The sequence below is a fragment of the Ahrensia kielensis DSM 5890 genome, from assembly GCF_000374465.1.
Taxonomy (GTDB): domain Bacteria; phylum Pseudomonadota; class Alphaproteobacteria; order Rhizobiales; family Rhizobiaceae; genus Ahrensia; species Ahrensia kielensis.
The window spans coordinates 78,054-103,498 of sequence record NZ_KB894532.1 but is presented as its reverse complement, the minus strand read 5'-3'; the positions used below and the strand labels follow the sequence as shown (position 1 = coordinate 103,498).

At 49.8% G+C, this 25,445-nt stretch carries 27 protein-coding genes; 13 read left to right on the top strand and 14 right to left on the bottom strand.

All coding sequences use genetic code 11. The features are described 5' to 3' along the window. The first annotated feature begins 46 nt into the window (after positions 1–46). The 5 genes from C504_RS0114415 to C504_RS0114395 all read left to right on the top strand — a co-directional run bounded on the left by C504_RS0114415 (position 47) and on the right by C504_RS0114395 (position 5,487). A complete protein-coding gene (locus C504_RS0114415) occupies positions 47–1,939 on the top strand; it encodes an ABC transporter ATP-binding protein (RefSeq protein WP_018690071.1) in 1,893 nt (630 codons plus the stop codon). Positions 1,940–2,100: 161 nt separating this feature from the next. Continuing rightward, positions 2,101–2,655, top strand: a complete 555-nt coding sequence (petA, locus tag C504_RS0114410) for a ubiquinol-cytochrome c reductase iron-sulfur subunit (RefSeq protein WP_018690070.1) — start codon at positions 2,101–2,103, stop codon at positions 2,653–2,655. A 12-nt stretch (positions 2,656–2,667) separates the two neighbouring features. Next, the gene (locus tag C504_RS0114405) at positions 2,668–3,978 is read left to right on the top strand and encodes a cytochrome b (RefSeq protein WP_026317533.1); all 1,311 of its coding nucleotides are present in this window, start codon (positions 2,668–2,670) and stop codon (positions 3,976–3,978) included. A gap of 25 nt (positions 3,979–4,003) precedes the next feature. Then, complete coding sequence (locus C504_RS0114400; RefSeq protein ID WP_018690068.1) at positions 4,004–4,858, top strand: cytochrome c1; 855 nt, start codon at positions 4,004–4,006, stop codon at positions 4,856–4,858. Between the two features lie 89 nt (positions 4,859–4,947). Continuing rightward, entirely contained in the window at positions 4,948–5,487 is a 540-nt protein-coding gene (locus tag C504_RS0114395; RefSeq protein ID WP_018690067.1) for an adenine phosphoribosyltransferase, read from the top strand. Positions 5,488–5,499: 12 nt separating this feature from the next. Here C504_RS0114395 and C504_RS18420 read toward each other — a convergent pair whose 3' ends face one another. Continuing rightward, positions 5,500–6,114, bottom strand: coding sequence for a hypothetical protein (locus C504_RS18420; protein ID WP_018690066.1), 615 nt, complete (start codon positions 6,112–6,114; stop codon positions 5,500–5,502). 90 nt (positions 6,115–6,204) lie between these two features. Between C504_RS18420 and C504_RS0114385 the strand changes: the two genes are divergently transcribed. Then, entirely contained in the window at positions 6,205–6,873 is a 669-nt protein-coding gene (locus C504_RS0114385) for a DUF599 domain-containing protein (RefSeq protein WP_245555222.1), read from the top strand. Between the two features lie 16 nt (positions 6,874–6,889). Here C504_RS0114385 and ychF read toward each other — a convergent pair whose 3' ends face one another. Beyond that, a complete protein-coding gene (gene ychF, locus C504_RS0114380; protein ID WP_018690064.1) occupies positions 6,890–7,993 on the bottom strand; it encodes a redox-regulated ATPase YchF in 1,104 nt (367 codons plus the stop codon). Positions 7,994–8,234: 241 nt separating this feature from the next. Between ychF and C504_RS18415 the strand changes: the two genes are divergently transcribed. Continuing rightward, positions 8,235–10,103 (top strand): OmpA family protein, encoded by a 1,869-nt coding sequence (locus C504_RS18415; RefSeq protein WP_018690063.1) that lies wholly within the window; start codon positions 8,235–8,237, stop codon positions 10,101–10,103. 77 nt (positions 10,104–10,180) lie between these two features. Here C504_RS18415 and pth read toward each other — a convergent pair whose 3' ends face one another. The 7 genes from pth to lgt form a co-directional block, all read right to left on the bottom strand. Beyond that, entirely contained in the window at positions 10,181–10,900 is a 720-nt protein-coding gene (gene pth, locus C504_RS0114370) for an aminoacyl-tRNA hydrolase (protein WP_018690062.1), read from the bottom strand. Positions 10,901–10,950: 50 nt separating this feature from the next. Then, the gene (locus C504_RS0114365) at positions 10,951–11,601 is read right to left on the bottom strand and encodes a 50S ribosomal protein L25/general stress protein Ctc (protein WP_018690061.1); all 651 of its coding nucleotides are present in this window, start codon (positions 11,599–11,601) and stop codon (positions 10,951–10,953) included. A gap of 183 nt (positions 11,602–11,784) precedes the next feature. After that, positions 11,785–12,723, bottom strand: coding sequence for a ribose-phosphate pyrophosphokinase (locus C504_RS0114360; protein WP_018690060.1), 939 nt, complete (start codon positions 12,721–12,723; stop codon positions 11,785–11,787). A 141-nt stretch (positions 12,724–12,864) separates the two neighbouring features. Beyond that, a complete protein-coding gene (locus C504_RS0114355) occupies positions 12,865–13,416 on the bottom strand; it encodes a hypothetical protein (protein WP_018690059.1) in 552 nt (183 codons plus the stop codon). A gap of 120 nt (positions 13,417–13,536) precedes the next feature. Further along, on the bottom strand, positions 13,537–14,313 hold the full coding sequence (pgeF, locus tag C504_RS0114350; protein WP_018690058.1) for a peptidoglycan editing factor PgeF: 777 nt from the start codon (positions 14,311–14,313) through the stop codon (positions 13,537–13,539). Between the two features lie 25 nt (positions 14,314–14,338). After that, entirely contained in the window at positions 14,339–15,448 is a 1,110-nt protein-coding gene (locus C504_RS0114345) for an SAM-dependent methyltransferase (protein WP_018690057.1), read from the bottom strand. Continuing rightward, positions 15,441–16,298: a prolipoprotein diacylglyceryl transferase gene (lgt, locus tag C504_RS0114340; RefSeq protein ID WP_018690056.1), complete on the bottom strand. Its 858-nt coding sequence runs from the start codon at positions 16,296–16,298 to the stop codon at positions 15,441–15,443. The genes C504_RS0114345 and lgt overlap by 8 nt, the downstream gene beginning before the upstream one ends. Before the next feature lie 134 nt (positions 16,299–16,432). Here lgt and C504_RS0114335 point away from each other — a divergent pair, with 134 nt between their 5' ends. The 3 genes from C504_RS0114335 to C504_RS0114325 all read left to right on the top strand — a co-directional run bounded on the left by C504_RS0114335 (position 16,433) and on the right by C504_RS0114325 (position 17,850). After that, a complete protein-coding gene (locus C504_RS0114335; protein ID WP_018690055.1) occupies positions 16,433–16,699 on the top strand; it encodes an accessory factor UbiK family protein in 267 nt (88 codons plus the stop codon). Between the two features lie 297 nt (positions 16,700–16,996). After that, positions 16,997–17,497, top strand: coding sequence for a type III secretion system chaperone family protein (locus C504_RS0114330; RefSeq protein ID WP_018690054.1), 501 nt, complete (start codon positions 16,997–16,999; stop codon positions 17,495–17,497). An 11-nt stretch (positions 17,498–17,508) separates the two neighbouring features. After that, a complete protein-coding gene (locus tag C504_RS0114325; protein WP_026317530.1) occupies positions 17,509–17,850 on the top strand; it encodes a tRNA-binding protein in 342 nt (113 codons plus the stop codon). 6 nt (positions 17,851–17,856) lie between these two features. On the opposite strand, the gene C504_RS0114320 is transcribed toward C504_RS0114325, so the two are convergent. From C504_RS0114320 to C504_RS0114310, 3 genes are read right to left on the bottom strand one after another with little or no spacing between them, the layout of a single operon-like run. Next, positions 17,857–19,278, bottom strand: a complete 1,422-nt coding sequence (locus C504_RS0114320; RefSeq protein ID WP_018690052.1) for an ATP-binding protein — start codon at positions 19,276–19,278, stop codon at positions 17,857–17,859. 41 nt (positions 19,279–19,319) lie between these two features. After that, complete coding sequence (locus C504_RS0114315) at positions 19,320–20,033, bottom strand: response regulator (protein ID WP_018690051.1); 714 nt, start codon at positions 20,031–20,033, stop codon at positions 19,320–19,322. A 26-nt stretch (positions 20,034–20,059) separates the two neighbouring features. Then, the gene (locus tag C504_RS0114310; RefSeq protein WP_018690050.1) at positions 20,060–20,533 is read right to left on the bottom strand and encodes a MarR family winged helix-turn-helix transcriptional regulator; all 474 of its coding nucleotides are present in this window, start codon (positions 20,531–20,533) and stop codon (positions 20,060–20,062) included. A 112-nt stretch (positions 20,534–20,645) separates the two neighbouring features. Between C504_RS0114310 and C504_RS0114305 the strand changes: the two genes are divergently transcribed. From C504_RS0114305 to C504_RS0114295, 3 genes are all read left to right on the top strand, one after another. After that, positions 20,646–21,539: a branched-chain amino acid aminotransferase gene (locus tag C504_RS0114305; RefSeq protein WP_018690049.1), complete on the top strand. Its 894-nt coding sequence runs from the start codon at positions 20,646–20,648 to the stop codon at positions 21,537–21,539. Between the two features lie 160 nt (positions 21,540–21,699). Beyond that, positions 21,700–22,011, top strand: coding sequence for a hypothetical protein (locus tag C504_RS0114300; RefSeq protein WP_018690048.1), 312 nt, complete (start codon positions 21,700–21,702; stop codon positions 22,009–22,011). Between the two features lie 111 nt (positions 22,012–22,122). After that, positions 22,123–22,764 (top strand): MBL fold metallo-hydrolase, encoded by a 642-nt coding sequence (locus C504_RS0114295; protein ID WP_018690047.1) that lies wholly within the window; start codon positions 22,123–22,125, stop codon positions 22,762–22,764. A gap of 85 nt (positions 22,765–22,849) precedes the next feature. Here C504_RS0114295 and C504_RS0114290 read toward each other — a convergent pair whose 3' ends face one another. After that, on the bottom strand, positions 22,850–23,389 hold the full coding sequence (locus C504_RS0114290) for a BA14K family protein (protein WP_026317527.1): 540 nt from the start codon (positions 23,387–23,389) through the stop codon (positions 22,850–22,852). A 302-nt stretch (positions 23,390–23,691) separates the two neighbouring features. Continuing rightward, a complete protein-coding gene (locus C504_RS0114280) occupies positions 23,692–24,324 on the bottom strand; it encodes a hypothetical protein (protein ID WP_018690044.1) in 633 nt (210 codons plus the stop codon). Between the last annotated feature and the right edge of the window lie 1,121 nt (positions 24,325–25,445).

Sequence of the window (25,445 nt, the reverse complement as noted above, 5' to 3'; positions counted from 1 at the left end):
CGGGGCGGGCTTTAGATTATGACAAGGCTATGATTTGACCCGCCATATGAGAACCGAACCGGACCCTAAATTTCATAATGCGGACCATCCGTTTTGGAACCGTTTCGAGCGTTTCATCGAACCATTTGAAGATACAGACCGTAAAGTTCTGCCCAAAACCGCATGGGGGTTTATTGGCTATTTTGCAGCGCAAGCAAAAGGCCCGTTTATCCTTATGCTTGTTGTTGGCGCATTGATGGGCGCTGTTGAAGCCTCCTTATATTGGGGCGTTGGTTATCTTATTGATGTTTTGGATTCTGCCACACCTGCTACATTACTAATCGATCACGGGATTGAACTGGCATTTATGCTGTTCTTAATTTTGGTAGTGCGGGCGGCCGTGATGATCGCTGCGGCGGTTGTCGAGCAGCAAGTGATCGTGCCGCGCTTTTATACAATGGTGCGCTGGCAATCATTCCGTCGTGTTATTCAGCAGCCCTATGCATTTTATCAAGATGATTTTGCAGGGCGTATTGCGACCAAAATATTGCAAGCAGGGCAATCGGTTGGCGATTTTATCGTCACCTCGCTGCAAAGCCTTTGGTCATTTATGACTTTCATTGTTTTGACGGCAGGTGTGTTGGCAGCGCTTGATGCGTGGATGGGTGTTGTCGTTGCTGTTTGGTTCGTTGGCTATGTGATGATTGTACGCTATTTGCTGCCGCGCTTGCGTGCTGCTGGTAAAAACAACGCCAATGAGAGCGCCGTTTTAAATGGCCGCTTGGTCGATATATTCACCAATATTTTGACCGTTAAATTGTTTGATACGGGCGACCGCGAACATTCCGATGTGAAGACCGCGATTGGTAATTATATGGGGTCTGTCACCCATATGACGCGTGTGATCACTCTGGTTCGTATGTCTGTGGCAACACTTAACGGTATTATGATGAGCGCGGTGGGCGTAATTGCTGTGATGGGTTGGATGAACGGCACCATTACGACAGGTGCGATTGCGGCAACGATGGGTTTGGTCTTTAGGTTGAACCAGATGTCGGGCTGGATGATGTTCAACATTAACGGGCTTATCCGCGCTTATTCTACCGTTCAGGATGCGGTTGAGACAATTTCAGTTGATCCGAAAATTTCCGATAAGCCGAACGCACTGGTTTTGTCGCCTGTTAAGGGGCGTATCCGGTTTGAAAATGTAACGTTCAACTATGATAAGTCTGACACGACATTGTTCCGCACGCTTGATCTTGATATTAAGGCTGGCGAAAAAGTTGGAATTGTTGGTCCGTCCGGTGCGGGTAAATCGACGCTCATTTCGCTTTTGCTGCGCTTGTTCGAACCAGAAACGGGGCGCGTGCTGATTGATGAGCACGATATTCAAGACGTTACGCAGGCAAGCTTGCGCGCGCAGTTTGGTGTTGTGAGCCAAGACCCTGCGCTGCTGCACCGCTCGCTTGCCGATAATATTGCCTATGGCCATGACGGCGCATCGCGCGCGCAAATAGAAGAAGCAGCGCAGCGCGCTAAAGCCTATGACTTTATTCTTGATGCCCGTGACCCACGCGGGCGCAAGGGCTTCAATGCCCATGTGGGTGAGCGCGGTATCAAGCTTTCGGGCGGTCAGCGCCAGCGAATCGCCATTGCACGCGTGATGCTTAAAGATGCGCCGGTTTTGATCTTGGATGAGGCGACCTCTGCGCTAGATTCTGAAATTGAGGCAGCAATCCAAGAAAATTTAGGCACGTTGATGCAGGACAAAACTGTTCTGGCAATTGCACACAGGCTATCCACTATTTCTCAAATGGACCGACTTATCGTGCTGGATGGCGGGCAAATTGTGCAAATGGGCACGCATGATGCGCTTTTACAGGAAAAGCAGGGGCTTTATGCCCGTCTTTGGGCGCGTCAGTCAGGTGGTTTTATTGCTGTTGAAGAAACAGCAGGCTAAACCTTGTTAATAGTGCTAATTTCTACCGCGACATAGTGCCATCATATGGTTGTGGCCTCTGGACAATCGCCCGATTTAGCCATAATGAAGCCACAAATTGACCCGCCACAAGTGTGTCTTGCGGAGGTCAGCGAAATTTTTTGCAGGAAAGGACGTCTGACGTGAGTGACACGACGACAACCGAAAACGAAGAACTGCCAACACGGCGCGACTTTATCTATGTTGCGACAGGCATGTTGGGTGTAATTGGTGCAGCTTCAGTTGCTTGGCCATTTATTGACCAGATGAGACCAGATGCTGCCGTATTGGCTGCCGGTCAACCAATTGATGTTAACCTTGAAGCTGTTGAACCTGGTCAGGCCATCACAGTGACATGGCGCGGAAAACCTTACTTCGTTCGTCGTCTTACCGAAGACGAAATTGCTTCAGCCAGCGAGCTTGGCGAAGGCGACATGAAGGAATTTGCGCCAATCGAAACACGTCTTGGCGGCGAAGAAGTTAAAGACTGGGTTATCGTTTCAGCAAACTGTACTCACCTTGGCTGCGTTCCTAAAGTTATCGACACAAAACCAGAGGGCTGGAACTGCCCTTGCCACGGTTCAGTGTTTGATATGACTGGCCGTATCCTACGTGGACCGGCTGCCACAAACCTTCCACTTCCACCATATGTCTTCACGAGCGCTACAAACCTCGTGATCGGCACAGACCAGGCGTAGGAGCAAGAGCACATGAGCACTTTAGAACATCATGGTACTTACCAGCCTACAACGGGCCTTGGAAAATGGATGGACGCGCGCTTGCCTTTGCCGCGTCTTATGTATGATTCATTCGTTGCCTATCCCGTTCCACGCAATTTGAACTATGCCTATACATTTGGTGGCATGCTTTCGATTATGTTGGTTCTGCAGATTTTGACCGGCGTTGTGCTTGCAATGCACTATAATGGTTCAACTGTTGGCGCTTTTACATCTGTTGAGCACATCATGCGTGATGTGAACAATGGTTGGCTTTTGCGTTATATGCATGCCAATGGCGCATCGTTTTTCTTTGCTGCTGTGTTCCTGCACATTTTCCGCGGCATGTATTACGGCTCATATAAAGAGCCACGCGAATTGCTCTGGATTTTGGGCTGTATCATCTTCCTCTTGATGATGGCGACTGCGTTTATGGGCTACGTTCTTCCTTGGGGACAGATGTCTTTCTGGGGCGCGACTGTGATCACAGGCTTCTTTACAGCCTTCCCAGTTGTTGGTGAGCCAATTCAGCAGCTTCTTTTGGGTGGCTTTGCGGTTGATAATCCAACGCTTAACCGTTTCTTCTCATTGCACTATTTGTTGCCATTTATGATTGCTGGTGTTGTGGTTCTCCACGTTTGGGCACTTCATGTAACAGGCCAGACAAACCCAACTGGTGTTGAGATCAAGTCTAAAACAGACACGGTTCCGTTTACACCATTTGCAACAATCAAAGATGCGTTCGCTTTGATCGTGTTCTTCTTGTTCTTTGCTTACTTCGTTTTCTACATGCCAAACTTCCTTGGCCATGCGGATAATTACATTGAAGCGAACCCGCTTGTAACACCGTCGCATATTGTTCCTGAATGGTACTTCTTGCCGTTCTACGCGATCTTGCGTGCGATTACGTTTGATATTGGACCGTTAACATCCAAGCTTCTCGGCGTTTTGGCGATGTTTGGTTCTATCGCGGTTCTGTTCGTGATGCCTTGGCTTGATACATCAAAAGTACGTTCTGCTGTGTACCGCCCTTGGTACAAAGTGTTCTTCTGGCTTTTCGTGGTCAATGCGATCTTCTTGGGATGGCTTGGAGCGAAACCTGCGGAAGGTGTTTACACTTTCTTGGCTCAGCTTTCGACGCTTTACTATTTTGGTTTCTTCATTGTGATTTTGCCGCTGCTCGGTCTTATTGAAACACCGCGCCGTGTGCCAAATTCAATTACAGAAGCTGTGCTTGCAAAGTCGTCCAAGCGAAGCGGTGGCGCAGCGCAAGATGCTGCTGCATCAACTGACAACAAAGCCTGAAGCAAAGAGAAACTGGAATAGAAATATGAAAACTATGTTTGCAAAAATCAGTGCTATCGTTGTTGCCGCAACGCTCGGCCTGTCTGTTGCTGCGACCGGTGCCTTTGCTGCCAGCGAATATCCGTTGAACAAGCCACGCGAACAGGATTGGTCATTTGCTGGTCCTTTCGGAACTTATGATAAAGGTCAGCTTCAACGGGGTTTCAAAGTATACCGTGAAGTTTGTGCGGCATGTCATTCAATGAACCGTGTTGCATTCCGCTCATTGGAAGATTTGGGTTATTCAGAAGGTCAGATCAAAGCAATCGCTGCAGAATATGACATCACTGATGGGCCAAATGCTGACGGCGAAATGTTCACACGTCCAGGCACTGGTGCGGATCATTTCACTGGACCTTATCCAAACCGCGAAGCATCTGTGGCGGCCAATGGCGGTGCTTACCCACCAGACTTTTCGCTTTTGGCTAAAGCACGTGCGGTTGAGCGCGGCTTCCCGACATTCGTTTTTGACGTCTTTACGCAATATGCGGAAAACGGTCCGGATTACATCTACTCATTGTTGACCGGTTACCCTGAAGATGGCGAAGCACCAGAAGGCGCACATGTTGCTGAAGGTACTCACTACAACCCGTACTATATTGGTGGCGCATCGCTTGCGATGGCAGCACCTCTATCAGAGGACATTGTTTCTTATGATGATGGTACGCCAGCAACTGTCGATCAGATGGCTAGAGACGTTTCTGCCTTCATGATGTGGGCTGCAGAGCCAAAGCTAGAAGAGCGTAAATCACTTGGTTTCAAAGTGATTATCTTCCTTCTTATCTTTGCTGTGTTCCTGTATCTTACAAAGAAGCAGATCTATGCAAAGCTAGAGCACTAAGCTCTTATAAATTGTATGACGAGGGCGCTGCGGCGCCCTTTTCTTTGTCCTTGGTTTAAGCCCAACAACAGGAAATAAGTGGAATTATTATGGATTTGAATAAAGCACTTAAAGCCTCTATTCGCGATATTCCCGACTATCCAAAACCGGGTATCATGTTTCGTGATATCACAACGCTGTTGGGCGATGCCAAAGCCTTTCGCTTAGCTGTCGATGCGCTTGTCTATCCTTATGTCGGCACAAAGATGGACCAGATTGCGGGCATTGAAGCACGTGGCTTTATTCTTGGCGGCGCAATGGCGCACCAATTATCTGCTGGCTTCATTCCTATCCGCAAGAAGGGCAAGCTGCCTTATGACAAGGTGCAGATCGCCTATAGCCTTGAATATGGCGTGGACGAGATGGAGATGCACCGTGATGCGGTTAAGCCGGGCCAGAAAGTCATTTTAGTTGATGATCTAATTGCCACTGGTGGTACTGCTGAAGCTGCTACGAAGCTCTTGCAACAGATGGGCGCCGATGTTGTGGCTGCTTGTTTCGTTATTGATTTACCGGATCTTGGCGGGCGCAAGAAAATCGAAGCGCTTGGCGTTCCGGTGCGTACATTGATTGAGTATGAAGGCCATTAAGGTCTTCATGATTTATCCCATCATCATTTGAAAATATGCAGGTACTGCAACATAGGTAAACAGTGCCAGCAGTGCTAAAAGCCGCACCCACAGCTGTTTGAAGCGGCGGAAAATGATGATGGAGAGAACCACGCCTAGTGCTGCCTCTATCAGAGAAAATATGCCGCCATAATGATTTTTATCCCAATAGCTGACCGGTGAATGGAAACGCCAGCCGGTCAATGGCCAGAAATGTGGATGGGCGTCTTTTGCGTGGACAGGCAGATCACCGGCCAGATGCGTCATTGCAGCCAAAGCAAGCAGCCCTAATGTGCTGCTCAGCGCAAGTTTTCCGTAATCTTCTTCTGTTGTGCTTCGCTTTGCCCACATAATGGCAATCAGCAAGATCACAAAGTAAAGCGGGAATGAGTTTCCAATGGCTGTGAAAGTCAGCATTGGTTCGGAGAAGTAAAGATCGCGCCAAAGTAGGTTTTCTGGAATTTGTGCGAATTTCGACCAGATGAACAATATGTAGATGGCCGCATCAGGCAAAAAGCTGCCGATCAATATGGCAAGGTTCTGGCGAGCTGGGCGCTCAGGACGTGCAAACAGGCATGCGGCCACTAAAGTGTGGGTCTGTGTCATCATGGCAGTTTAATTCCCCCCAAACGGGTATTGCATCTGTGCAGCGGCGAAAAAATCTGCCAATAAATATTCATGATGTTTTCGGTATCACAAATGGATTGGATTGCGTTTGGCTTTTTTGCCGCCGCTTGGTTTTTATTTGAAGTTGTGAATGATTATTCATTCCTGCGCAATCACTCCTTGTCGATGCTTATGGCACGGCGGCGGCGTGAATGGATGCTGGAAATGGCGTCCCGCGATTTGCGGATGATTGATACGCAGATTATGCAGAGCTTGCAAAATGGCGCGGCTTATTTTGGGTCGGCCAGTATCTTGGCAATAGGTGGCTGCTTTGCGCTTTTAGGCGCAACGGATCAGGTTTTGGAAATATACCGCGACCTACCAGTGGAAACCGAAATCCCAAGAGAACTGTTCGAGCTAAAAGTCTTTGGGCTGACATTTATTTTTGTTTATTCATTCTTCAAATTCGGTTGGTCGCACAGGCTTTTTAACTATTGTTCGATTTTAATCGGCAGCGTTCCGATGGTCGATAGAGCGCCGCTTGAGGTTAGAAAAAAAGCAGCCCTCGAAGCTGCTGAAATGAACATTATTGCCAGCCGCCATTTTACAGCAGGGTTGCGCGGCATCTTTTTCGCACTGGCTTATCTCGGCTGGTTCATCAATCCGTGGATGCTTTTTGGCTCCACCTTATTTGTGATTGGCGTTTTAACGCGCCGCAACTATTTTTCAGCTGCGCGGCGCGTTCTTAAAGATAGCGAATAGGGATTAGTCCCGACTATTAAACGTTGAACTTAAACAGCATCACATCGCCGTCATGCACGACATATTCTTTGCCTTCGTCGCGCGCTTTACCGGCTTCTTTGGCTGCTGTTTCACCGCCAAGTGATACATAATCATCAAATGCGATCGTTTGCGCGCGGATAAAGCCTTTTTCAAAGTCAGTGTGAATTTCGCCCGCTGCTTGCGGTGCTTTAGAACCTTCTTTTACTGTCCACGCACGTGCCTCTTTCGGGCCGACAGTGAAGAATGTAATCAAGCTAAGCAGCTTGTAGCCTTCACGGATAAGACGGTCGAGCCCTGGCTCTTCAAGTCCCATCGCATCCATATATTCTTTCGCTTCTTCATCATCCAGCTGCGCGATTTCAGCTTCAATGGCTGCAGAAATAAGAACGCTGCGCGCGCCTTGTTCAGCTGCCATTTTATCGACGGCAGCGCTGTGCTCATTGCCATTGGCTGTGTGTTCTTCGGCAACATTGCAAACATACAAAACAGGTTTTGACGTTAGCAGGTTCAGCGTGTTGAGAATTTTCAAATCTTCTGCAGAAATACCATCGAGCAATAGGCGTACAGGTTTTGAATCCTGCAAAAGCTTGAGTGCATCTTCCATCATTGGAAGCAGCAATTTAGCTTCTTTGTCATCGCCTGTTGCGCGTTTGCGCATTTGAGTGATGCGGCGCTCAAGGCTTTCAAGGTCTGAGAGCATAAGCTCTGTTTCTACGGTTTCTGCGTCAGAAACCGGATCGATTTTACCTTCGACATGGGTGATGTCATCATCTTCAAAACAACGCAGCACATGAACAATGGCATCGACTTCGCGAATGTTGGCGAGGAACTGGTTGCCCAAGCCTTCGCCCTTTGATGCGCCGCGCACCAAACCTGCAATATCAACAAAGTTGATGCGTGTTGGCACGATCTCTTTTGATGATGCGATTTTGGCAATATCGAACAAGCGTGCGTCTGGTACAGCGACTTCACCGGTGTTCGGTTCAATCGTACAGAAGGGGTAGTTTGCCGCTTGCGCTGCTGCTGTTTTTGTCAGTGCATTGAAGAGTGTGGATTTACCAACATTTGGCAATCCAACGATGCCGCATTTAAAGCCCATGATCGGACATCCTTTAATAAGATTAGTTGTGCAGGCTTTGCATGATACACCCCCGCCGCGTCAAGGATTTATGCACTTAAAGGGTGCGGCTTAATGCGGATAAACATTTTCTAATCTGCCCAAATGGGAACTCAATTGACTGCCACACGTTTTAATCGCGAAGGGACTCGCGTGACCGATCACGCTCACTGCCTATGAAATCAGATATTTGAGATTTTAGGCTTAATAGAAAGTGTGAATTATGATTTTACGAAAAACGTTGATGGCCACTACGGCCCTTATGATTGCATTTCAGCCTGCTATGGCGTCGATGAGCGTACCTTCCGGCTCTGAGATGAGTTTTAAAGTTGCTCAAGGGGCAGAAGCTGCTCAAGTTTTAAATGATGCACTGGCAGCGCTCAGTGAAGCAAGCGCGGCACTTGCAGCGGCCAACGCATCAGGCGAGGGCGTTGAGGCTGCCGAGCAGGCTGTTGACGCTGCTCAGGCGCGTGTAAACCAAGCACAAGCAGATTTTGAAGCCGCTAAAGCTGCACAGACACCTGTACCAGAGCCAGAGGCTCCTGCAGAACCTGCTCCTGTAGAAGAGCCTGTTGCTGAGCCAGAAGTTGCACCAGAACCAGTACCCGAATCAGCGCCAGAACCAAAGGCTGAAGCGCCTGTTCAAGAGCCTGCGCCAGATGCTGAAGTTCAAGCACCGGAACCAAAAGCCGAAGCTGAACCAAAAGCCGAAGCACCAGTAGTTGAGGAACCGGTAGCAGAACCAAAGGTTGAAGCGCCTGCCAAAGAGGCGGCTCCAGAGCCTGCAACAGAAGCACCTGCTGCAAAAGAAGCTGCTCCTGCAGAGCCAGCGATGAAAGAACCTGCGCCAAAAGCAAAGGCGACAGAAGAAAAACCAGCCGCTGAAAATACAGAAAAGCCTGCCGCAGATAATCAAGCGGCAGAGCAGCCAACACAAGTTGAGCCAGCTGCTAAAGCTTCAGCTGAAGAAAAACCTGCGGATAAGAAACCTGCCGATGTTGAAGTCGTGGATGAAGCAGAAATTAGTATAGAGGTCAAAGAGCCTGAAGTTGTCGTAAAGCCAGTTGAAGTGATTATCGAAGAGACAAAAGGCGCGCCGGTAACTGTTCTACCTGAAAAAGTATCAGAGCAGGAAAGAGCAGCGCTTGATAAAGCTGAAAAAGAGCGCCGCGATGATGCCCGTAAGCGCCGTAACGAGTTGCTCGGCGCTGCTGCGGTAGGCGTTGCGGTTGGCGTTCTTGTGCCAATGCTTGGCGGAAAGCTGGTGGAAGACCAAGGCGACCGTGTGATCATTGAGCGTAACGGCGAATATTTCGTGCGCAAGGATGAAAACGCATTGCTGCGCCGTGATGATGTTGATGTTTATTACGAAGATCTCGACAATGGTTTGAGCCGTGAAACAATGACACGTCCTAATGGCGTTCAAATCATTACAACACGCGCACCAAACGGTGATATTTTGCGCCGTGAGCGCGTTCGCCGCGATGGCAGTGTTGTTGTTCTGATTGATAGCCTTGATCGTGGCCGTGTCGACTATGTTGACTATGACCGCGAACTTCCGCCGATAAATCTGACGATTGACCGCGGCCTCTATGTCGTCGATGCGCGCAATGCAAATCAGGCGCGTTTACGCGAAACATTCTTTGCGCCGCCTGTAGAGAAAGTACGCCAAGCCTATACATTGCGTGAAGTGCGATCATCGGAGCGTTTGCGTGATACCATGCGTAGTGTTGATCTGGATAATATCCAGTTTGATACAGGCAGTGCCACAGTGCGCCAGAGCCAAGTGATCTTGCTTGAAAAAGCGGCCCTTGCGATTGCAGATGTCATCAATAAAAATCCATCGGCTGTATTCTTGATTGAGGGGCACACAGACGCCGTTGGCGGCGAAGTCTATAACCTTGCATTGTCTGACCGCAGAGCAGAAACGGTCGCGCGTATTTTGACTATGAACTATGGATTGCCACCGGAAAACTTTGTTGTTGAAGGCTATGGCGAAGCGCATCTGAAGATCAACACGCAACGGGATGAGCCACGCAACCGCCGCGTTGCAATTCGCAACATCACGCCGTTGCTCGGTGCTTCTAAATAAGCGCAGAAAAACCACTTACAAACTTAGCCGGGCGCATCATGCGTCCGGTTTTTGTTTGTACTTTGATATGCCTCAGATTATTTTCCGAGAAGTTTTTTGAGCATGTCGGCCATTGGGCCGGTTGTTGGTGCATCGGGCTTTTGTGCACTGCTGCGCGCTTGGCGAATGTGGCTCTGCGGCTTTGGTACGGGCTTTTCAGTCTTTTTTTTGGGCTGGTTTGGCGCAACATCACCAACAGCCAGAGCGATCTTGTTCATGAAGCCAGAATTGTCGCCTTTGACCAATAGCTCAACATTATCCGCAATAGCTGCAAGCAGGGGCTCTAGCCATATCTGGTCAGCTTTCGAAAAGTCGCCAAGTACATGGCCGGTCACGCGGTCCTTATGGCCTGGATGATCGATACCAAGGCGTACACGCTGATAGTTTTGGCCGCAATGCTGATCCATAGATCGAATGCCATTGTGCCCACCAGCACCGCCGCCGCGTTTGATACGCACTTTGGCAGCGGCAAGATCTAGCTCATCGTAGAAAACCGTAATGTCCTGCTCTGTCAGCTTGTAGAAGCGCATGGCTTCGCCGATGGCTTGACCGGACTTATTCATAAAGGTTTGCGGTTTGATGAGGAGAATTTTTTCCGAGCCGATACGGCCTTCGGAAATTTCGGCTGAGAACTTTTTCTGCCAAGGCGAAAAAGAAGAATGGCGGCGGACAATTTCGTCCACCGCCATAAAGCCGATATTGTGACGCTGGCCTGCGTGTTGACTGCCGGGATTTCCCAAACCTGCAATAATTTGCATCAGTCACACTCCTGTAATTCAGGTGGCCAGTCGCCTATAAGGGGAGAGGATTACGCCTCGCCACCTTCTTCAGATTGAGCCGTTGCAGGAACTTCACTTGCTTCAGGTGCATCTGTTTCTTCTTCAGCTGCGCCGCCACCAGGTGCCTGAATTGTTACGATCGTGAAATCACGGTCCGTAATCGTTGGCGTTGCCCCTTCAGGCAGAGCAACATCAGAGATGTTGAGCGTGTCGCCAATAACAGATTTGCTGATGTCGATTGTGAAGAATTCCGGAATTGATGAAGCCGGGCAGTTCACTTCCACTTCGTGACGAACAATGTTCAAAACGCCGCCAGCTGTAAGGCCAGGGCACTTGTCTTCGCCTTCGATGTGTACTGGAATGTTCACAGTCACGATTGTTTTGCTTGAGATGCGTAGAAAATCAACATGCATCATGAAGTCTTTTACAGGATCAAGCTGATAGTCTTTCGGCAACACTTTGTGTTTTTTGCCGTCAACTTCAATATCAAGAAGCTTTGTCAAAAAGCCGCCCTGATGAAGCATCAATGTTACTTCCTTGGCAGGAAGAACAATAGAAATTGGGTCTTTGTTATCACCGTAAATTACGGCTGGAATTTTACCTTGACGGCGAATAGCCCGGGAGGACCCCTTACCAACCCGGTCGCGCGCCTCGGCTTTGAGTACGACTGCGTCGCTCATAGCGTTTCCTTTCGAGGACAATATGGAGTGGTTAAAACCTTCGCCTTAACCGATATCACAAGGATATCCACCGCGCTGCCTCCAAGGGTGTCTGCGCGGATGCGCGCTCATAACCGACAAAGCTTGCGTTTGCAAGACTTTGCTGGCGTCTCAACACTTTAAACGGTCTAATATGTACTGCTTTTAGTCGAACAGGCTCGAAACTGATTGTTCATGCGCTGTGCGGGCAATAGCTTCACCGATCAAATCTGTGATGGATATCACTCTGATTTTATCTGCGGCAGCAACTTCAGGGGATGGCTGAATGGAATCAGTGATAACCAATTCCTTGAGCTTTGAATTTGTAATGCGCTCAACAGCAGCACCGGAAAGAACACCGTGCGTGATATAAGCAGTCACGCTTTTAGCACCATCTTTTAGCAAAGCTTCAGCCGCGTTACACAAAGTGCCGCCTGAATCGATAATATCGTCGATGAGAAAGCAATCTTTGCCAGATACATCACCGATGACGTTCATGACCTCAGATTCGCCTGGGCGATCGCGGCGCTTATCAACAATTGCCAGAAGCGTATCATCGAGGCGTTTTGCCAGTGAGCGTGCGCGTACAACGCCGCCCACATCGGGTGAAACGATCATAACATCGTTTAGGTTTTTATATTTGGCTTTGATGTCGCGGGCCATAACAGGCACGGCATAAAGGTTGTCCGTTGGGATATCAAAGAAGCCTTGAATCTGTCCGGCATGTAGATCAAGCGTTAGTACACGGTCGGCACCGGCCTCAGTAATAAGGTTGGCAACCAGTTTCGCTGAAATTGGTGTGCGGCCTTGGGCGCGGCGGTCTTGGCGCGCATAGCCAAAATAAGGAAGCACGGCTGTTATGCGGCGCGCTGATGAACGGCGGAACGCATCAATCAAGATCAGCAATTCCATAAGATGGTCATTTGCTGGACGTGATGTGGACTGAATGATGAAGATGTCCTCGCCTCGGACATTTTCCTGAATCTCTACAAAAATTTCGTCATCTGCGAAACGGCGTACATTTGCACGCCCGACGCTTACGCCCAAATATTTTGCTACAGATTCGGCAAGCTGCCGGTTGGAATTTCCAGCAAATAATTTCATGCCTGATCGCCTCGCTAAGCGCTTTTGAGTGCAGTTTAAGGCCTTTTAGCGGTCGCACAAAAAGATGCAACCCAAAGCCGGCAAAACACTTCTGAATCATCAAAATAATTGTGATTCATTTAAATTCGTGTCCTTGGCGCATCAAGATGTTGAGCGCCAGCTCGTATATTGTTTCAAAACACTGTCTGCAATTTGTTGCATAGTGGCTTCTGGAACAACAGACCAAGGCTCTGTGCCGGTGCCCGCGACCTTTTCTTGGCCTTGAATACGGTGCACGCGCTGGCCTTGCGGTGTGAATACATCCCAAACATGGATGATGGTCGTCTGGCCGCTTTCAGAAAAGGCAGAAAAGTAACCGCGAATCTCATGATCAACCGTGTTGGAGTTCGACCCCTGTAGTTTAATCGAATTGAGCGGTGCTGCGCTTGAAAGACGTTTTGAGAATGTCGTTATCTTGGAAACAGGTGCGCCTACAATCGGCGCAAAATACACATTTCCTAAAGTCGCATTTGGTTGATTGCTTGCCAGTTCCACGCCCGTATTTGCGGTTGGTACGACAACGCTTGGCGTCGTTACTTGCGGGGTTGTTTCCACACCAAGGCTGGAATCTGTTGAAGTACAAGCGGCCAGCGATATTGCAACTAATAAAGCTGTAAAGGCGCGTAACCCAATCATTGTCTGTGCGTGTGTCATCTTGACCCCATACCGATATGCCCATAGCCGCGCAGGTTCTGGTGCCTTAGGTTTACCTTATGGGGCGTTCAAATCAAGGCCGAGTTATTTTTCTCATTGGTGAAGTGAACATTTATTTCTCTAAATAAGTGCAATTGCAGACATCTGGCGTCCATAATCAGGTTCATTTCTGTGCGTCGTTCGTCTGTAAGAGAAAAAGCGTTCCTCATCGTCGTAAGTGCATTCGCCGGTTTTGCTTGCCTTCACGCCAGCCGCTTTTAGCCTGTCGAGGATGAATGTTTGCATGTCGAACATATAATGTTCTGGCTTTGCTGAAGCGGAAAAATAGATGTTGAAAGCTTCAGCCTGATCGGCAAAACGCGTTTTGAACTCTGGGCCAACTTCATAGTTGTTTTGGCCGATGCATGGGCCAAGTACGGCGCAGATATTGCCGCGCTTTGCACCGAGCGCAATCATCGCTTCAATTGTGTTTTCCGCAACGCCTGTCAGTGCGCCTTTCCAGCCAGCGTGACACGCACCGATGACTTGCGCGCGCGCATCGGCAAACAGGATCGGGCCGCAATCGGCGGTCAATACGCCCAAAGCGATGCCGCGTTGATTGGTTGCCATGCCATCTGCCTCAGGTCGCTCAGCACCCATTGGCGCGTTAACGCTTATCACATCGGCTGAATGGACTTGGTAGCATCCGGCCAAATGGGTGGCTGCTACGCCCAAATCTGCGGCAATGCGCTCACGGTTTTGCATTACAAGCTCAGGATCATCCTTTGAGCCAAGTCCAGTGTTCAAGCTTTCATAGATGCCCGAGGACAGGCCGCCTTGACGGGTGTAGAAGCCGTGGCGGATGCCGCTTGTGCTTAGTGCTTCCAGTGGGTTTGATTTTACAGATGGGAGTGTCATCAAAATATCCTTCTAAGCGGCTGCATTATTGAGTGTCATTCGTGGCGTTGGGCTGGCCAAAAGGGGCAGGTGGCACAAGGCCCGTTGAGGTGATGCACATTGCTTTAAACAGATCGCCCATCTGGTTGGCACCATTGCCTGCTAAGCGGTTAACCGCATCATTTATCGCTTGCTGGGTTGCTTGGTCTTTTCCCGTACCGAGTAATCCTGCCCGTTCAATTAAGCCAAGGCCTAGCAGAAATTCGGCCTGCGTTATGATGGGGTAAATAGAGCTGCCGCCCGTTTTGGCAGCAATGTTGAGCGTTTCAAAGTCAACATGGCTGGTCAGATCAGCGTCGCCTGGATTGGCGAAAACATTTTCCTGTTTGTGCGCACGCACTGCCTGCAATGTGTCACCCAGATCAGATTTTACGTGTCCATAATCGATGAAGAGCGCTGCGCCCTTATGCTCTGCTATGTGGCTGGCAATCTCTTGCGCTAAAGCTTCGCGGGCAGGGGCATATTCAAATATGCTGCTTTCTTCTGCGCCATCTGCACTGAGCGGCAATGTATCGGCGTCAATGGTGCCAGTGCCGATGGTGAATATGAGTTCGCCGTCTTGCTCTGACACAACGCGCTCGGCCCACTTGTTTGTCGTTTTTACATATTGGCGTGTCGGCAGTGCGTCAAATAGTTCATTGGCAATGAGCAGCGTTGGCAATGCTGGTAAATCATCGATTGTGGAAACCCATTTGATTTGGCCCTCGTGCTCTGAAAGCGCTGTTTTTTGCACGTCGATCAATCGGGGGCTTTTTTCGATGAGATGGATTTTTGCAGCGGCAACAAATTCAGGATCAGCTTTGTGCGCTGTGCGCAATATATCGCGCATCCAAGTTGCGCGGCCAGGGCCAATTTCGCATAGGCAAAAATCGGCAGGCCTGCCCATCGCGCTCCATGTTTCAACGAGCCACAATGCAGTTAGCTCGCCAAACATCTGGCTTATATCTGGTGCGGTGATGAAATCGCCATCCGCGCCAAATGGTTGCCTGCGCGTGTAATAACCGTGCTCAGGGTGAAACAAACATTCGGCCATATAGTCCGCCACGCTGAGCGGACCTGATGTGCGAATACGCTTGAGAAGCTTTTGTTTAAGCATGGTCAGTTTCAGGGGCTAGATATTCGACTTTTCGCGCCGATAAGATCAATACGAGACCGATCAGAACCATCGGCAATGACAACAGCATGCCCATTGTGAACCAATCGCCAAACAGATAGCCCAAATGCGCATCGGGTTCTCTGAAGAACTCGACGATTGTGCGTGCAATACCGTAGCCACCAACAAAGATACCGGTTGCGAGGCGCGGACGGTGCAGCGCTTTGAAGCCATAGACAGCAATAAACAGCACGGCGAGGAGAAGCGCACCTTCGAGCGCTGCTTCATAAAGCTGGCTCGGGTGGCGGGGCTGCGGTCCGCCGGTTGGAAATGCCATTGCCCAAGGCGCATCCGATACACGGCCCCACAATTCGCCATTGATGAAATTGGCTACGCGGCCAAGGCCAAGGCCTATAGGTACAACGGTGGCGATAACATCAAACAAGCTCCAGACCGGAATTTTGCGTGCACGGGCAAACAATATCATGGCGATGGTCACACCAAGGAAGCCGCCGTGGAACGACATGCCGCCCTGCCAGATCTGAAAGATCGACACTGGGTCCGCCATAAAGCCTGCAAAGTCATAGAAAAACACATAGCCGAAGCGGCCGCCGAGCACTGTGCCAATGGTTGCCCAAAGCATGAAGTCGTCCATATCGATGTCGGTGATCGGGGATTGCCCGCCCCATAGACGGTTATTGCGCACGATCGACTTGGCATAGAGCCAGCCTAAAACGATGCCGACGATATAGCTTAAGGAGTACCAACGAATTGCAATCGGTCCGATTTGAAAAAGAATAGGATCAAGATTGGGAAAGGTCAGTGCGAGCTGTGGCAGCACGATAGGGAACATCAGGGCACTCATTTTTTAAGTTCAAAGAAGGTGGCTCAGTAAAACATCTATGACGCGTCATTATGGCGGTATGCTTTGTCTTGCAAACTTTTTGCCGCGACCATAGATAGTTTAGAGAAAAAGGAAACAAAGCTATGACATCTGGTCCGAATAAAATTTTTGACGATTTCGCTCGATTGATGACGGATGCTGCCGGTGCCGCACAAGGCATGAAGCGTGAAGCGGAAACTGTGTTTCAAGCGCAAGCTGATCGCTTTCTTGCTTCGATGGATCTTGTTCAGCGCGAAGAGTTCGATGCGGTCAAAGAAATGGCTGTGAAGGCGCGTGATGTGAACGATGCGCTGGAAGCAAAAATTACTGATTTGGAAGAGCGGATCGCAAAGCTTGAGTCCAAAAAGTGAACGCTTAAACCTGCTGCTGAGTCAGAGGGCGGCAGTTCACACTTTTCTTTGATTTTTTTTGCCCTGTGGATTCTTTTTAAAAAACGCAGCGCGTTGAATCCCTTAGGTGCCATTTAGGCCCCAGCAAAGCAGTTCCATCCACAGCTCATTTGCCTGTGACGACTCCGATGGGGTTTTAACTGTGAGTCCTATCAATATGCTGAATCTATTGATTGATTCGCGATGAGCCTCACGGCGGTGATTTAAAAACCGCTTATGCTTCATCGGTCGATAGAACCTTGATGGATGCAGGACCAAATGAGCCTTTTGGATTTCGAAGTTGAACGTATAGCCCACCCCGTGGATGTGATTGAACACATCGCTTATGCACGGGAGTGGAACTTCGAGCGCACCGGTGATGATGAGATTGCTATTGCCGTCGCGGGTCATTGGGCCAACTATCATGTTTCCTATGCGTGGATGCCTGATTATGAATCGCTGCACTTTGCTTGCGCGTTTGATATCACGGTCAGCAAGGCCCGCATGACGGAGCTACTTAAATTACTCTCATTGATCAATGAGCAATTATTGATGGGGCACTTTGACTTTTGGGAAAAAGAGGGCGCGATCATGTTCCGCCATTCTCTTTTGCTGGCTGGCGGTGCTGAACCTACTCAGGGCCAAATCGAAGTTATGCTGACAAGTGCGCTTGAAAGCTGCGAGAGCTATTTCCAAGCTTTCCAGACGGTTGTTTGGTCAGGTGCCTCTGCGCGTGATGCACTTAATCATGCTATGTTTGAAACGCAGGGCGAAGCATAAGGTTGATGACGATGAGCGACCCAATTTCATTTGATGACTATATGAAGGTGGATATCCGCACAGGGACGATCATCGAAGCTGAACCGTTTCCTGAAGCGCGTAAACCAGCAATCAAAATGCGTATTGATTTTGGCGATGAAATTGGTGTGAAGAAATCATCTGCGCAAATTACGGTTCATTACAAACCAGAAGAACTTATTGGCCGCCAAGTTATGGCTGTGGTCAATTTTCCGCCGCGCCAGATCGGTCCGCTCATGTCAGAAGTGCTCACTTTGGGTTTTGAAGACGAGCAGGGCGCAATTGTGTTAGCGGCTACAGACAAAAAAGTGCCCAACGGCAAACGTCTTATTTAAACGCAATCAGACAGGAATATCGACAATCACTTGAAGCCCGCCAAGCGTGCTGTCATCCAAAGTGATGTTTCCGCCATGCTTGCGCGCAATATCGCGTGCAATGGCAAGACCAAGGCCTGTGCCGGATTCATCTAGGTTGCGCGCCTCATCAAGGCGGTAGAATGGTTTAAACACTTCTTCGCGTTTGTCTTCAGGAATGCCGGGGCCATTATCGTCAATAAAAAGCGTCAGGCGGCCTTTTGCATTGCGGGCAACAATTTCTGTGCGGCTCGCATAGCGAAAAGAATTGGAGATGAGGTTTTCCAGAAGCCTTTGAAAGGCAACGGGACGCACCACGATATCCTTCCGGCCTACAATATTCGTTTTCATCCGGTGTTTACGTATTTTTGCCTCATCTTCGAATGCTGCAATTAGCGCGGCTAAATCGACTTCGCCTGTTTCTTCTTCGACTTCGCTTTTAGCAAAATCCATATAGCCTTCCAGCATTGACTGCATATCAGCGATATCCTTCTCCAGCGCATCAATCTCTTTTGATGGTTCCTGCAATGCCAATTGCAGTTTGAAGCGGGTGAGGATGGTGCGTAAATCATGGCTCACACCGGCAAGCATCTCGGTGCGTTGTTCGATCTGCTTTTCAATGCGCTCACGCATTTTGATAAAGGCCAGACCGGCCCTGCGAACCTCAATGGCGCCGCGCGGGCGAAAATCTGCTGGTAGCGGACGACCCTTACCAAAATCATCGGCTGCATCGGCAAGCCGCTGAATAGGGCGTATCTGATTGCGTAAGAACAAGATCGCGATGAACAGCAGCACCAGCGATGTCGCCACCATCCACAACAGGAAAATATGGGTGTTGGAAGCATAGGCTTGGCTTCGTTTGGCAAATACGCGCAGCACTTTATCTTCGAGCTGAATGCGAATTTCGACCAGATTTGAATTGCCCACCGTATCAATCCAGAAAGGCTTGCCGATCTGGTTGGTGATTTCTTGGCTTAAAATACTGTCAAGAATGGAGAAGAACGGTTTTGGAGCTGGGCCGGGCAAAGGATCAGGCGGCAGAATGGCGATGTTAAGAGCGAGCTTCTCACGGGCCAGCGTTATGACATTGAGATAGTTTTCATCGTCCGGATAGGTATCAACAATTTCTATGATCGCCGCGATGTCACGGGTAACGGCGGTGGAAAGGCGCTGCGTCACTGTTTGCCAGTGTCTTTCCATAAACACGAAAGCTACCACGGACTGCAGTAACACCATGGGCGCAATGATGATAATCAACGAGCGGGCATATAGTCCGCGTGGCAATGATAGAGTGAGCCTTGAGGACCATTGGCGCAGACGTATCAGGCTATAGCGCGCAATACGCTTGATGCGCACCGAAAATGGGCGCTGGTGGTGCGGCGCAGCAGGAGGTGTCGTGGTATCAGTCATTGCGCCGCAGTGTTCCAGTTTTGATCAGAGGTTCTCAGTCTTTACTCAATGCAAAGACGGTAGCCTATTCCGCGCACAGTTTGAAGATAGCGCGGGTTGGCTGGATCATCTTCAACTTTTCGGCGCAGGCGATTGATCTGTACATCAATTGTACGTTCGCCGATTTCAGTGGCATCTTCAACAAGTTCATGGCGCGGTATCGTGTCACCGGGCGTATTTGCAAACCGAACCATAATATTGCGCTCGCGGTCTGTCAGCTTAACCGGTTCGCCATTTTTCTTCAGCTCTCGCTTGCTGATAAAGAAAGAGTAGGGACCAAAAACCACCTGTTCAATTGCGGGCAATTCAGTTGCTGCGGTGCGCCGGACAATGTTGGATACCCGCAGCAAAAGCTCGCGTGGATCAAATGGTTTTGGCAGGTAATCATCAGCGCCAGCGGCAAGGCCTTCAATGCGCTGCTCTGTGTCAGAACGTGCGGTGAGCATCAAGATGGGTACATCGCGGAGTTCTTCGCGCATGGCACGGGCAAATGTCACGCCGTCTTCGCCTGGCATCATAACGTCTAAAATCAGCAGGTCGAATTCTAGCCCAATCATTTTGCGGCGCGCATCGGCAGCACTTTCTGCCGCTGTCACTCGATAATTATTGCGTGACAAAAACTCCGTTAGCAGCTCGCGAATACGCGTATCATCATCAACGATAAGAATGTGGTGGGCTTCATCGTCAAGTGGACTGGTCGTAATTGGTTCTGCCATCAGATAACCTTTCGCTTGGAATAGCCCTATTCCAGTGTTTCTATTTGATGCTTTGCATTGGGTCCAATCATTGAAGATAGGAACCTGATCGCATCGTCCTCCCCGTGGCCCGAACTTGCCAATGCTTCGCATATGCGGCGAGACTGTGGCCTTCTGAGATCCTCAATCAACAATGCGCCCATATCGGTTAAGTATAGTTCGCGCTGCCTGCGGTCGCTTGGCCCTTCGCGTTGTTCGATATAACCGCCATCGACCAATTGTTTGAGAACTCGCGCTAAGCTTTGCTTTGTAATGCCTAAAAGATCAAGCAGTTCAGCAACTGTTAGCCCTTGCTTGCGGTCGACGAAATGTAGCACACGGTGATGCGCACGTCCAAAACCCAGTGCACTTAAAATCTCGTCAGGGTCTGCGATAAAATCTCGATAAGCAAAGAACAAGAGTTCAATTATCGTGTTGATTTTTGAGGGATCTCTGGCATCTTTATCGAAAATCGTCGGCATAATGACTGCACACTGTTTTTTAAATTTAAATTATGTCAGCCATATTGACATAATTTCGGCGCGGTGTAACCGTCATTTCCAATGACTCACAAATAATGACGGGAAAAGACAAATGGCAAGTGTTCCATTCGATAAGTTAGGCGGCCACATCTGGATGAACGATGAATATGTCAAATGGGCAGATGCTAAAGTTCATGTTCTCACACACGGTTTGCATTATGCGAGCTCTGTTTTTGAAGGTGAGCGCGCTTATGGCGGAAATATTTTCAAAATGACCGAGCATAATGAGCGCTTGCATAAATCAGCTGAAATTCTTGGCTTCAAAATCCCTTATTCCGTTCAGGAAATCGACGATGCATGTGTTGGCTTGCTGAATAAGCAAGGCTTGAAGGATGCGTATGTGCGTCCGGTCGCGTGGCGTGGTTCTGAGATGATGGGCATTTCGGCTCAGTCGAATAAAATCAATCTCGCAATCGCGATTTGGGAGTGGCCAAGCTATTTCTCGCCTGCAGAAAAACTCAAAGGTGTTCGCCTTGATGTTGCAGAATATCGTCGTCCAGATCCAGCAACCGCGCCTTGTAAGGCAAAGGCTGCGGGCGTTTATATGATCTGCACAATCTCTAAACATGCAGCCGAAGCCAAAGGCTATGCCGATGCGATGATGCTTGATTGGCGCGGACATGTTGCAGAAGCTACTGGCGCGAATATTTTCTTCATAAAAGACGGTGAAATTCATACACCAACGCCAGACTGCTTCCTTGATGGTATCACACGGCGCACGGTCATCGGATTGGCGAAAGATCGCGGCATTAAGGTTATCGAACGCACGATCATGCCTGATGAGCTTTCAAGCTTTGAGCAGTGTTTCTTGACTGGTACTGCGGCAGAAATTACGCCAGTTTCTGAGATTGGCGCTGATCGCTTTGTTCCAGGCTCTATCACTGAAACTTTGATGAACGATTATACGACCTTAGTAAATCCAGCTGCTGTAAAAGCTGCTGAATAAAGTCAAAATACTTGCCCACAGTTGAAAGAGAGCCAAACTCTACTGTGGGCAGCTTGTGCTAGATTGCGTTTTCCGTTGACAATTCGTTAATGGCGGGTTTGTGATGTCTTATGTGGCGGTTTTACTCAGCCACGGCAAAAATTATTGATGGGACAAGACTATGGAAGCTTTAATTCCAATTATTATCCAAGCTATATCTGGCATGGTCGGCGGCGGCGTTGCTGGTGGACTGCTTAAAAACGTTGCTATGAGCGTGTTGCCTAAGCTGCTTGCTGGCGGCCTTGGCGGTATTGCTGGTGGCTCTGCTTTGGGCGCAATCCTTGGTAGCGCAACGGGTGCTGCTGGCGGCGACGCAATGGGCGGTATGATGGGCGGCATGGATATTGGTGCTTTGCTCGGTAATGTTGGCGGCGGCGCTGTTGGCGGCGGTGTGCTAACTGCCCTTGCTGGCCAGTTCCTCGGCAAAAAATAATCTGCTTGCAGAAATGAATACAAAGGCAGCTTTCGGGCTGCCTTTTTTATTGCCCGCAGTTTACGCGGTGCTGGAAGCTGTTGCATAAGAATATAAAATGAGGAGCAAAATATGAGCGGCCAATTGCAGGGCATTATCGTGCCGGTGACTTCCTTCCAGCAAAATTGCACGATTTTGTTCGATAGCGAAACCAAGCGCGGCGTGGTGATTGATCCGGGCGGCGATGTCGAGAAAATTCAAAGTGCGATCAAGGAGCAAGGTCTTGAAATCGAAGCGATTTGGTTGACCCACGGCCATATCGATCATGCGGGCGGGGCGATGGATTTGAAAGACGCGCTCGGCGTCGATATTATCGGGCCGCATAAGGATGACTTGCCGCTTTTAGAAGCGCTGGAAAAACAAGCCCAAATGTTTGGCGTTGCAACGGTGCGTAATGCGGTGCCGGATCGCTGGCTTGAGGAAGACGACACGCTTGCCTTCGGTGCCCATGAATTTGCCGTTTATCATTGCCCCGGACACGCGCCGGGCCATGTGATCTTCTACAATGAAGCGGCGGCCTTTGCCCATGTGGGCGATGTTTTGTTTGCCGGTTCTATCGGGCGAACCGATTTGCCGGGCGGCAATCACGAAGCGCTGATCAACTCGATTAAAACCAAAGTCCTGCCGCTTGGCGATGATGTTGGCTTTATTTGCGGCCACGGACCGGGCGGCAAAATCGGCGAAGAGCGGCGCAATAATCCTTTCCTGAAATAGGCGCAAAAAAAGACCCGAGACTCGCGTCCCGGGTCCACCCTAGCACCCACACGCACGCGGTGGATTAGTTTGTTCTTTTATCGACTTATCTTGCGACGCAGAAATGGTCTTTGCCATCATAGCCGCGATAGGTGCCGGTTTTGGCATTGAACGAACGGTAGCGATCGTCGCAATATTCATACCAACCTGCTGTCCACGGCTCCAATGAGGCATAGCCGCCTTCATATTGAACAACACGCGGCTGAGACCGGCTTGGTGCTGGCGGATAGACATTGCTGTTATGGGTCGGCGCACGATATTGCGGCTGCGGACGCACATAGGTCGGCTGCTGGTTGCTACGCACCACTTCGTTCAAAATCACACCGCCAACGACACCCAAAAGCACGCCTGCTGCAATGTTACCGCTATTGTCGCGGCGTTTGACGATCACTTTATCAGGGCGATGACGGTCACGAACACGGACATCATTGCGGCAATGGCGATCACGCGGACCGCAATGTTGAATGCGCTGACCTTCATAGCGGGCAAAGCCGCGCTCTCCGGCTTGCGCGGATGTGGCCATTGGCACGAGGGTCGTTGAAGCAACCGCTAATGCGGCGAGGGATGTTTTTACAGCTTTCATCATTGTTCTCCTTGAGAGGGCTTAGTGTGCCTCTTCGATGATTGCACATTACTAATTCTAGTCTGAACTGAAGCTGAACGAATTGTGGCGGATGTGTGGAAAGTGGCGTCATGCTCGGGCTTGACCCGAGTATCCATTCCGTGAACTTCGCTGAGGTGTTTGTTCTGATAGAAATATGTCCTTCATTGGCATCACGGAATGGATTCTAGGCTTTAAGCCTAGAATGACGGCGTTTTGAATTACGCATGGGTGAACGTCCTCCCGCTTGGCAGAAAGTTGCAAGATAATAAGTTTCAAATATTCCATCATGTTGGTGCCGCGCGCGCCTGCATGGCCAATGCGTGACACTCACGCAAAATAAAATCGACCGCATGGTCGGCACGCTTTTTGTGGGCGGGTGGATAGCCGGGCCGCAGCGGCCCCACGCATTTGGGACCAGCAGGCAGCGTTGAACGGCGCGCCTGATGACGCGCCAAGCGCTGTGCCTGTTTGGGCAAATCATTCAGCGCATTTTGCAGCGCTTTGAGGCGAAGCATCACCCGCGCTTCATGGTCACCGCGTGTTGTGGGTGCCACGATGGATTTTGGCGCATTCCAGATGGTCAGGCGCGGCACGCCCTTATGGGGCAGAAGCGCTGCGCGCTTTTCAGCAAAGCGCTTGCGGCGATCAAACAGTGCAAAACTCGGTACGTGATCGGTCTTACGCGACAATTTGGAAAAGTCTGGCGCAGCGCGGTTTTGCAGTTTGACGTTGATACCGCGCGCAGCAATCACGATCAGCCGCCGCACAGCGGATTCAGCAGGACGCAATACGCGCAGCAGGGGCAGACGCACGCCGCGCGGCAATGGTGCGGTTGCCACCCCCGCCATGGTGAACAACACGGCGATAATGCGCTGCAACGCTTCACGGTTTACATTGATCGCCCCTTGCCAGTCCATATCGCCCTCGTTTTCTTCGCGCCGATTATGCGGGCAAGGTCTGTGGGGGTGGATAAGTTTATTTGTTTCCCTCTCCTGCCTGCGGGAGAGGGTGGGCGAGCGAAGCGAGGTCGGGTGAGGGCGTTTATCTCTCCCCACTCTCGGTGATTGCTTCGCAATACACCTGTCGTGCAGCGCTTGGCGGGAGAGAAAGTAAAAACAAAGTCTTAGCTCTAGCTAAGTCTTATGTTTTTACAAGTGAGGGGGTATGTATCCAATTACTAAGGTTGCAATCTACGCCTCACACCGCAGCCCCCTCTCTTGTATTTTCCAATGACTTGCTCGCTGTGCTTCGCAAGCCAAGGAAAACACTTTCTCTCCCACGAGGGGAGAGATAGAGGCGCCGACATCCACCACACGCACTGTCATGCTCGGGCTTGACCTAGAACAAGCGGAGCGCCGTGGAATGATCCATTCCGTGAACTTCGCTTAGGTGTTTGTTCTGTGAGAACTGTTTGCTTCGCCACCATCACGGAATGGATTCTATCAACGGCGCTGCGCTTGTTTTAATTAAAGCCTAGAATGACGGAGAAGGGTTTTGCCTCCTCCCGCTGGCGGGGGAGGCACGAGAAGCAAGCGCAGCGCAGCTGATCGGGTGGGGGCGTTGGATAAGTTTTTTGTGATAAGTCTCATTAAGATCAGAGAATTCTTATAATAAGTAATTGGTTTCAAGATGCGGGTGTTAAAATTGAAATTATGCATTCATCCAACTCAAGTTGCTTCACTGTAAAGTGATTTAAATTTGGGGTTGAAGGATAGAATTGATCATGGTACCGATTGAAATGAGTTTAGTTATAACTTAACTATTGCAGTGTAAGAAAAGATATTGAGCCGAAAGTCGAGCACCAAGAAATTAGAAGGACGACTGATAGTGTCTGGCGCTTTCGGTGATGTAATTTGTATTGGTGAAGCGTTAAGTGAGCTTGATAAATTAAGGGAAAAGGCTGAGCGCAATGAGGACACCACAAGTATTAGGCATGAGCGCACAATCACGCGATATCTCGGCAGGTACGCGGAGGTTGGTCCGACAGGCCTTGGTACAAGTATGTACAAACCGCAAACTAGAATATCGGTAGGCCATA

Bases quoted from the DNA above. Each gene is read 5' to 3' on its own strand.
- pth (WP_018690062.1), bottom strand. From the start codon at position 10,900: ATGCAAATTATTGCAGGTTTGGGAAATCCCGGCAGTCAACACGCAGGC.
- C504_RS18420 (WP_018690066.1), bottom strand. From the start codon at position 6,114: ATGATGACACAGACCCACACTTTAGTGGCCGCATGCCTGTTTGCACGT.
- C504_RS0114365 (WP_018690061.1), bottom strand. From the start codon at position 11,601: ATGAGCGACGCAGTCGTACTCAAAGCCGAGGCGCGCGACCGGGTTGGT.
- C504_RS0114355 (WP_018690059.1), bottom strand. From the start codon at position 13,416: ATGACACACGCACAGACAATGATTGGGTTACGCGCCTTTACAGCTTTA.
- C504_RS0114280 (WP_018690044.1), bottom strand. From the start codon at position 24,324: ATGGACTGGCAAGGGGCGATCAATGTAAACCGTGAAGCGTTGCAGCGC.
- C504_RS0114295 (WP_018690047.1), top strand. From the start codon at position 22,123: ATGAGCGGCCAATTGCAGGGCATTATCGTGCCGGTGACTTCCTTCCAG.
- C504_RS0114360 (WP_018690060.1), bottom strand. From the start codon at position 12,723: ATGAAATTATTTGCTGGAAATTCCAACCGGCAGCTTGCCGAATCTGTA.
- C504_RS0114325 (WP_026317530.1), top strand. From the start codon at position 17,509: ATGAGCGACCCAATTTCATTTGATGACTATATGAAGGTGGATATCCGC.
- lgt (WP_018690056.1), bottom strand. From the start codon at position 16,298: ATGTTCCCTATCGTGCTGCCACAGCTCGCACTGACCTTTCCCAATCTT.
- C504_RS18415 (WP_018690063.1), top strand. From the start codon at position 8,235: ATGATTTTACGAAAAACGTTGATGGCCACTACGGCCCTTATGATTGCA.
- C504_RS0114400 (WP_018690068.1), top strand. From the start codon at position 4,004: ATGAAAACTATGTTTGCAAAAATCAGTGCTATCGTTGTTGCCGCAACG.
- C504_RS0114305 (WP_018690049.1), top strand. From the start codon at position 20,646: ATGGCAAGTGTTCCATTCGATAAGTTAGGCGGCCACATCTGGATGAAC.
- C504_RS0114315 (WP_018690051.1), bottom strand. From the start codon at position 20,033: ATGGCAGAACCAATTACGACCAGTCCACTTGACGATGAAGCCCACCAC.
- C504_RS0114290 (WP_026317527.1), bottom strand. From the start codon at position 23,389: ATGATGAAAGCTGTAAAAACATCCCTCGCCGCATTAGCGGTTGCTTCA.
- C504_RS0114345 (WP_018690057.1), bottom strand. From the start codon at position 15,448: ATGCTTAAACAAAAGCTTCTCAAGCGTATTCGCACATCAGGTCCGCTC.
- C504_RS0114310 (WP_018690050.1), bottom strand. From the start codon at position 20,533: ATGCCGACGATTTTCGATAAAGATGCCAGAGATCCCTCAAAAATCAAC.
- C504_RS0114405 (WP_026317533.1), top strand. From the start codon at position 2,668: ATGAGCACTTTAGAACATCATGGTACTTACCAGCCTACAACGGGCCTT.
- C504_RS0114395 (WP_018690067.1), top strand. From the start codon at position 4,948: ATGGATTTGAATAAAGCACTTAAAGCCTCTATTCGCGATATTCCCGAC.
- C504_RS0114385 (WP_245555222.1), top strand. From the start codon at position 6,205: ATGGATTGGATTGCGTTTGGCTTTTTTGCCGCCGCTTGGTTTTTATTT.
- pgeF (WP_018690058.1), bottom strand. From the start codon at position 14,313: ATGACACTCCCATCTGTAAAATCAAACCCACTGGAAGCACTAAGCACA.
- ychF (WP_018690064.1), bottom strand. From the start codon at position 7,993: ATGGGCTTTAAATGCGGCATCGTTGGATTGCCAAATGTTGGTAAATCC.
- C504_RS0114335 (WP_018690055.1), top strand. From the start codon at position 16,433: ATGACATCTGGTCCGAATAAAATTTTTGACGATTTCGCTCGATTGATG.
- C504_RS0114320 (WP_018690052.1), bottom strand. From the start codon at position 19,278: ATGACTGATACCACGACACCTCCTGCTGCGCCGCACCACCAGCGCCCA.
- C504_RS0114300 (WP_018690048.1), top strand. From the start codon at position 21,700: ATGGAAGCTTTAATTCCAATTATTATCCAAGCTATATCTGGCATGGTC.
- C504_RS0114330 (WP_018690054.1), top strand. From the start codon at position 16,997: ATGAGCCTTTTGGATTTCGAAGTTGAACGTATAGCCCACCCCGTGGAT.
- C504_RS0114415 (WP_018690071.1), top strand. From the start codon at position 47: ATGAGAACCGAACCGGACCCTAAATTTCATAATGCGGACCATCCGTTT.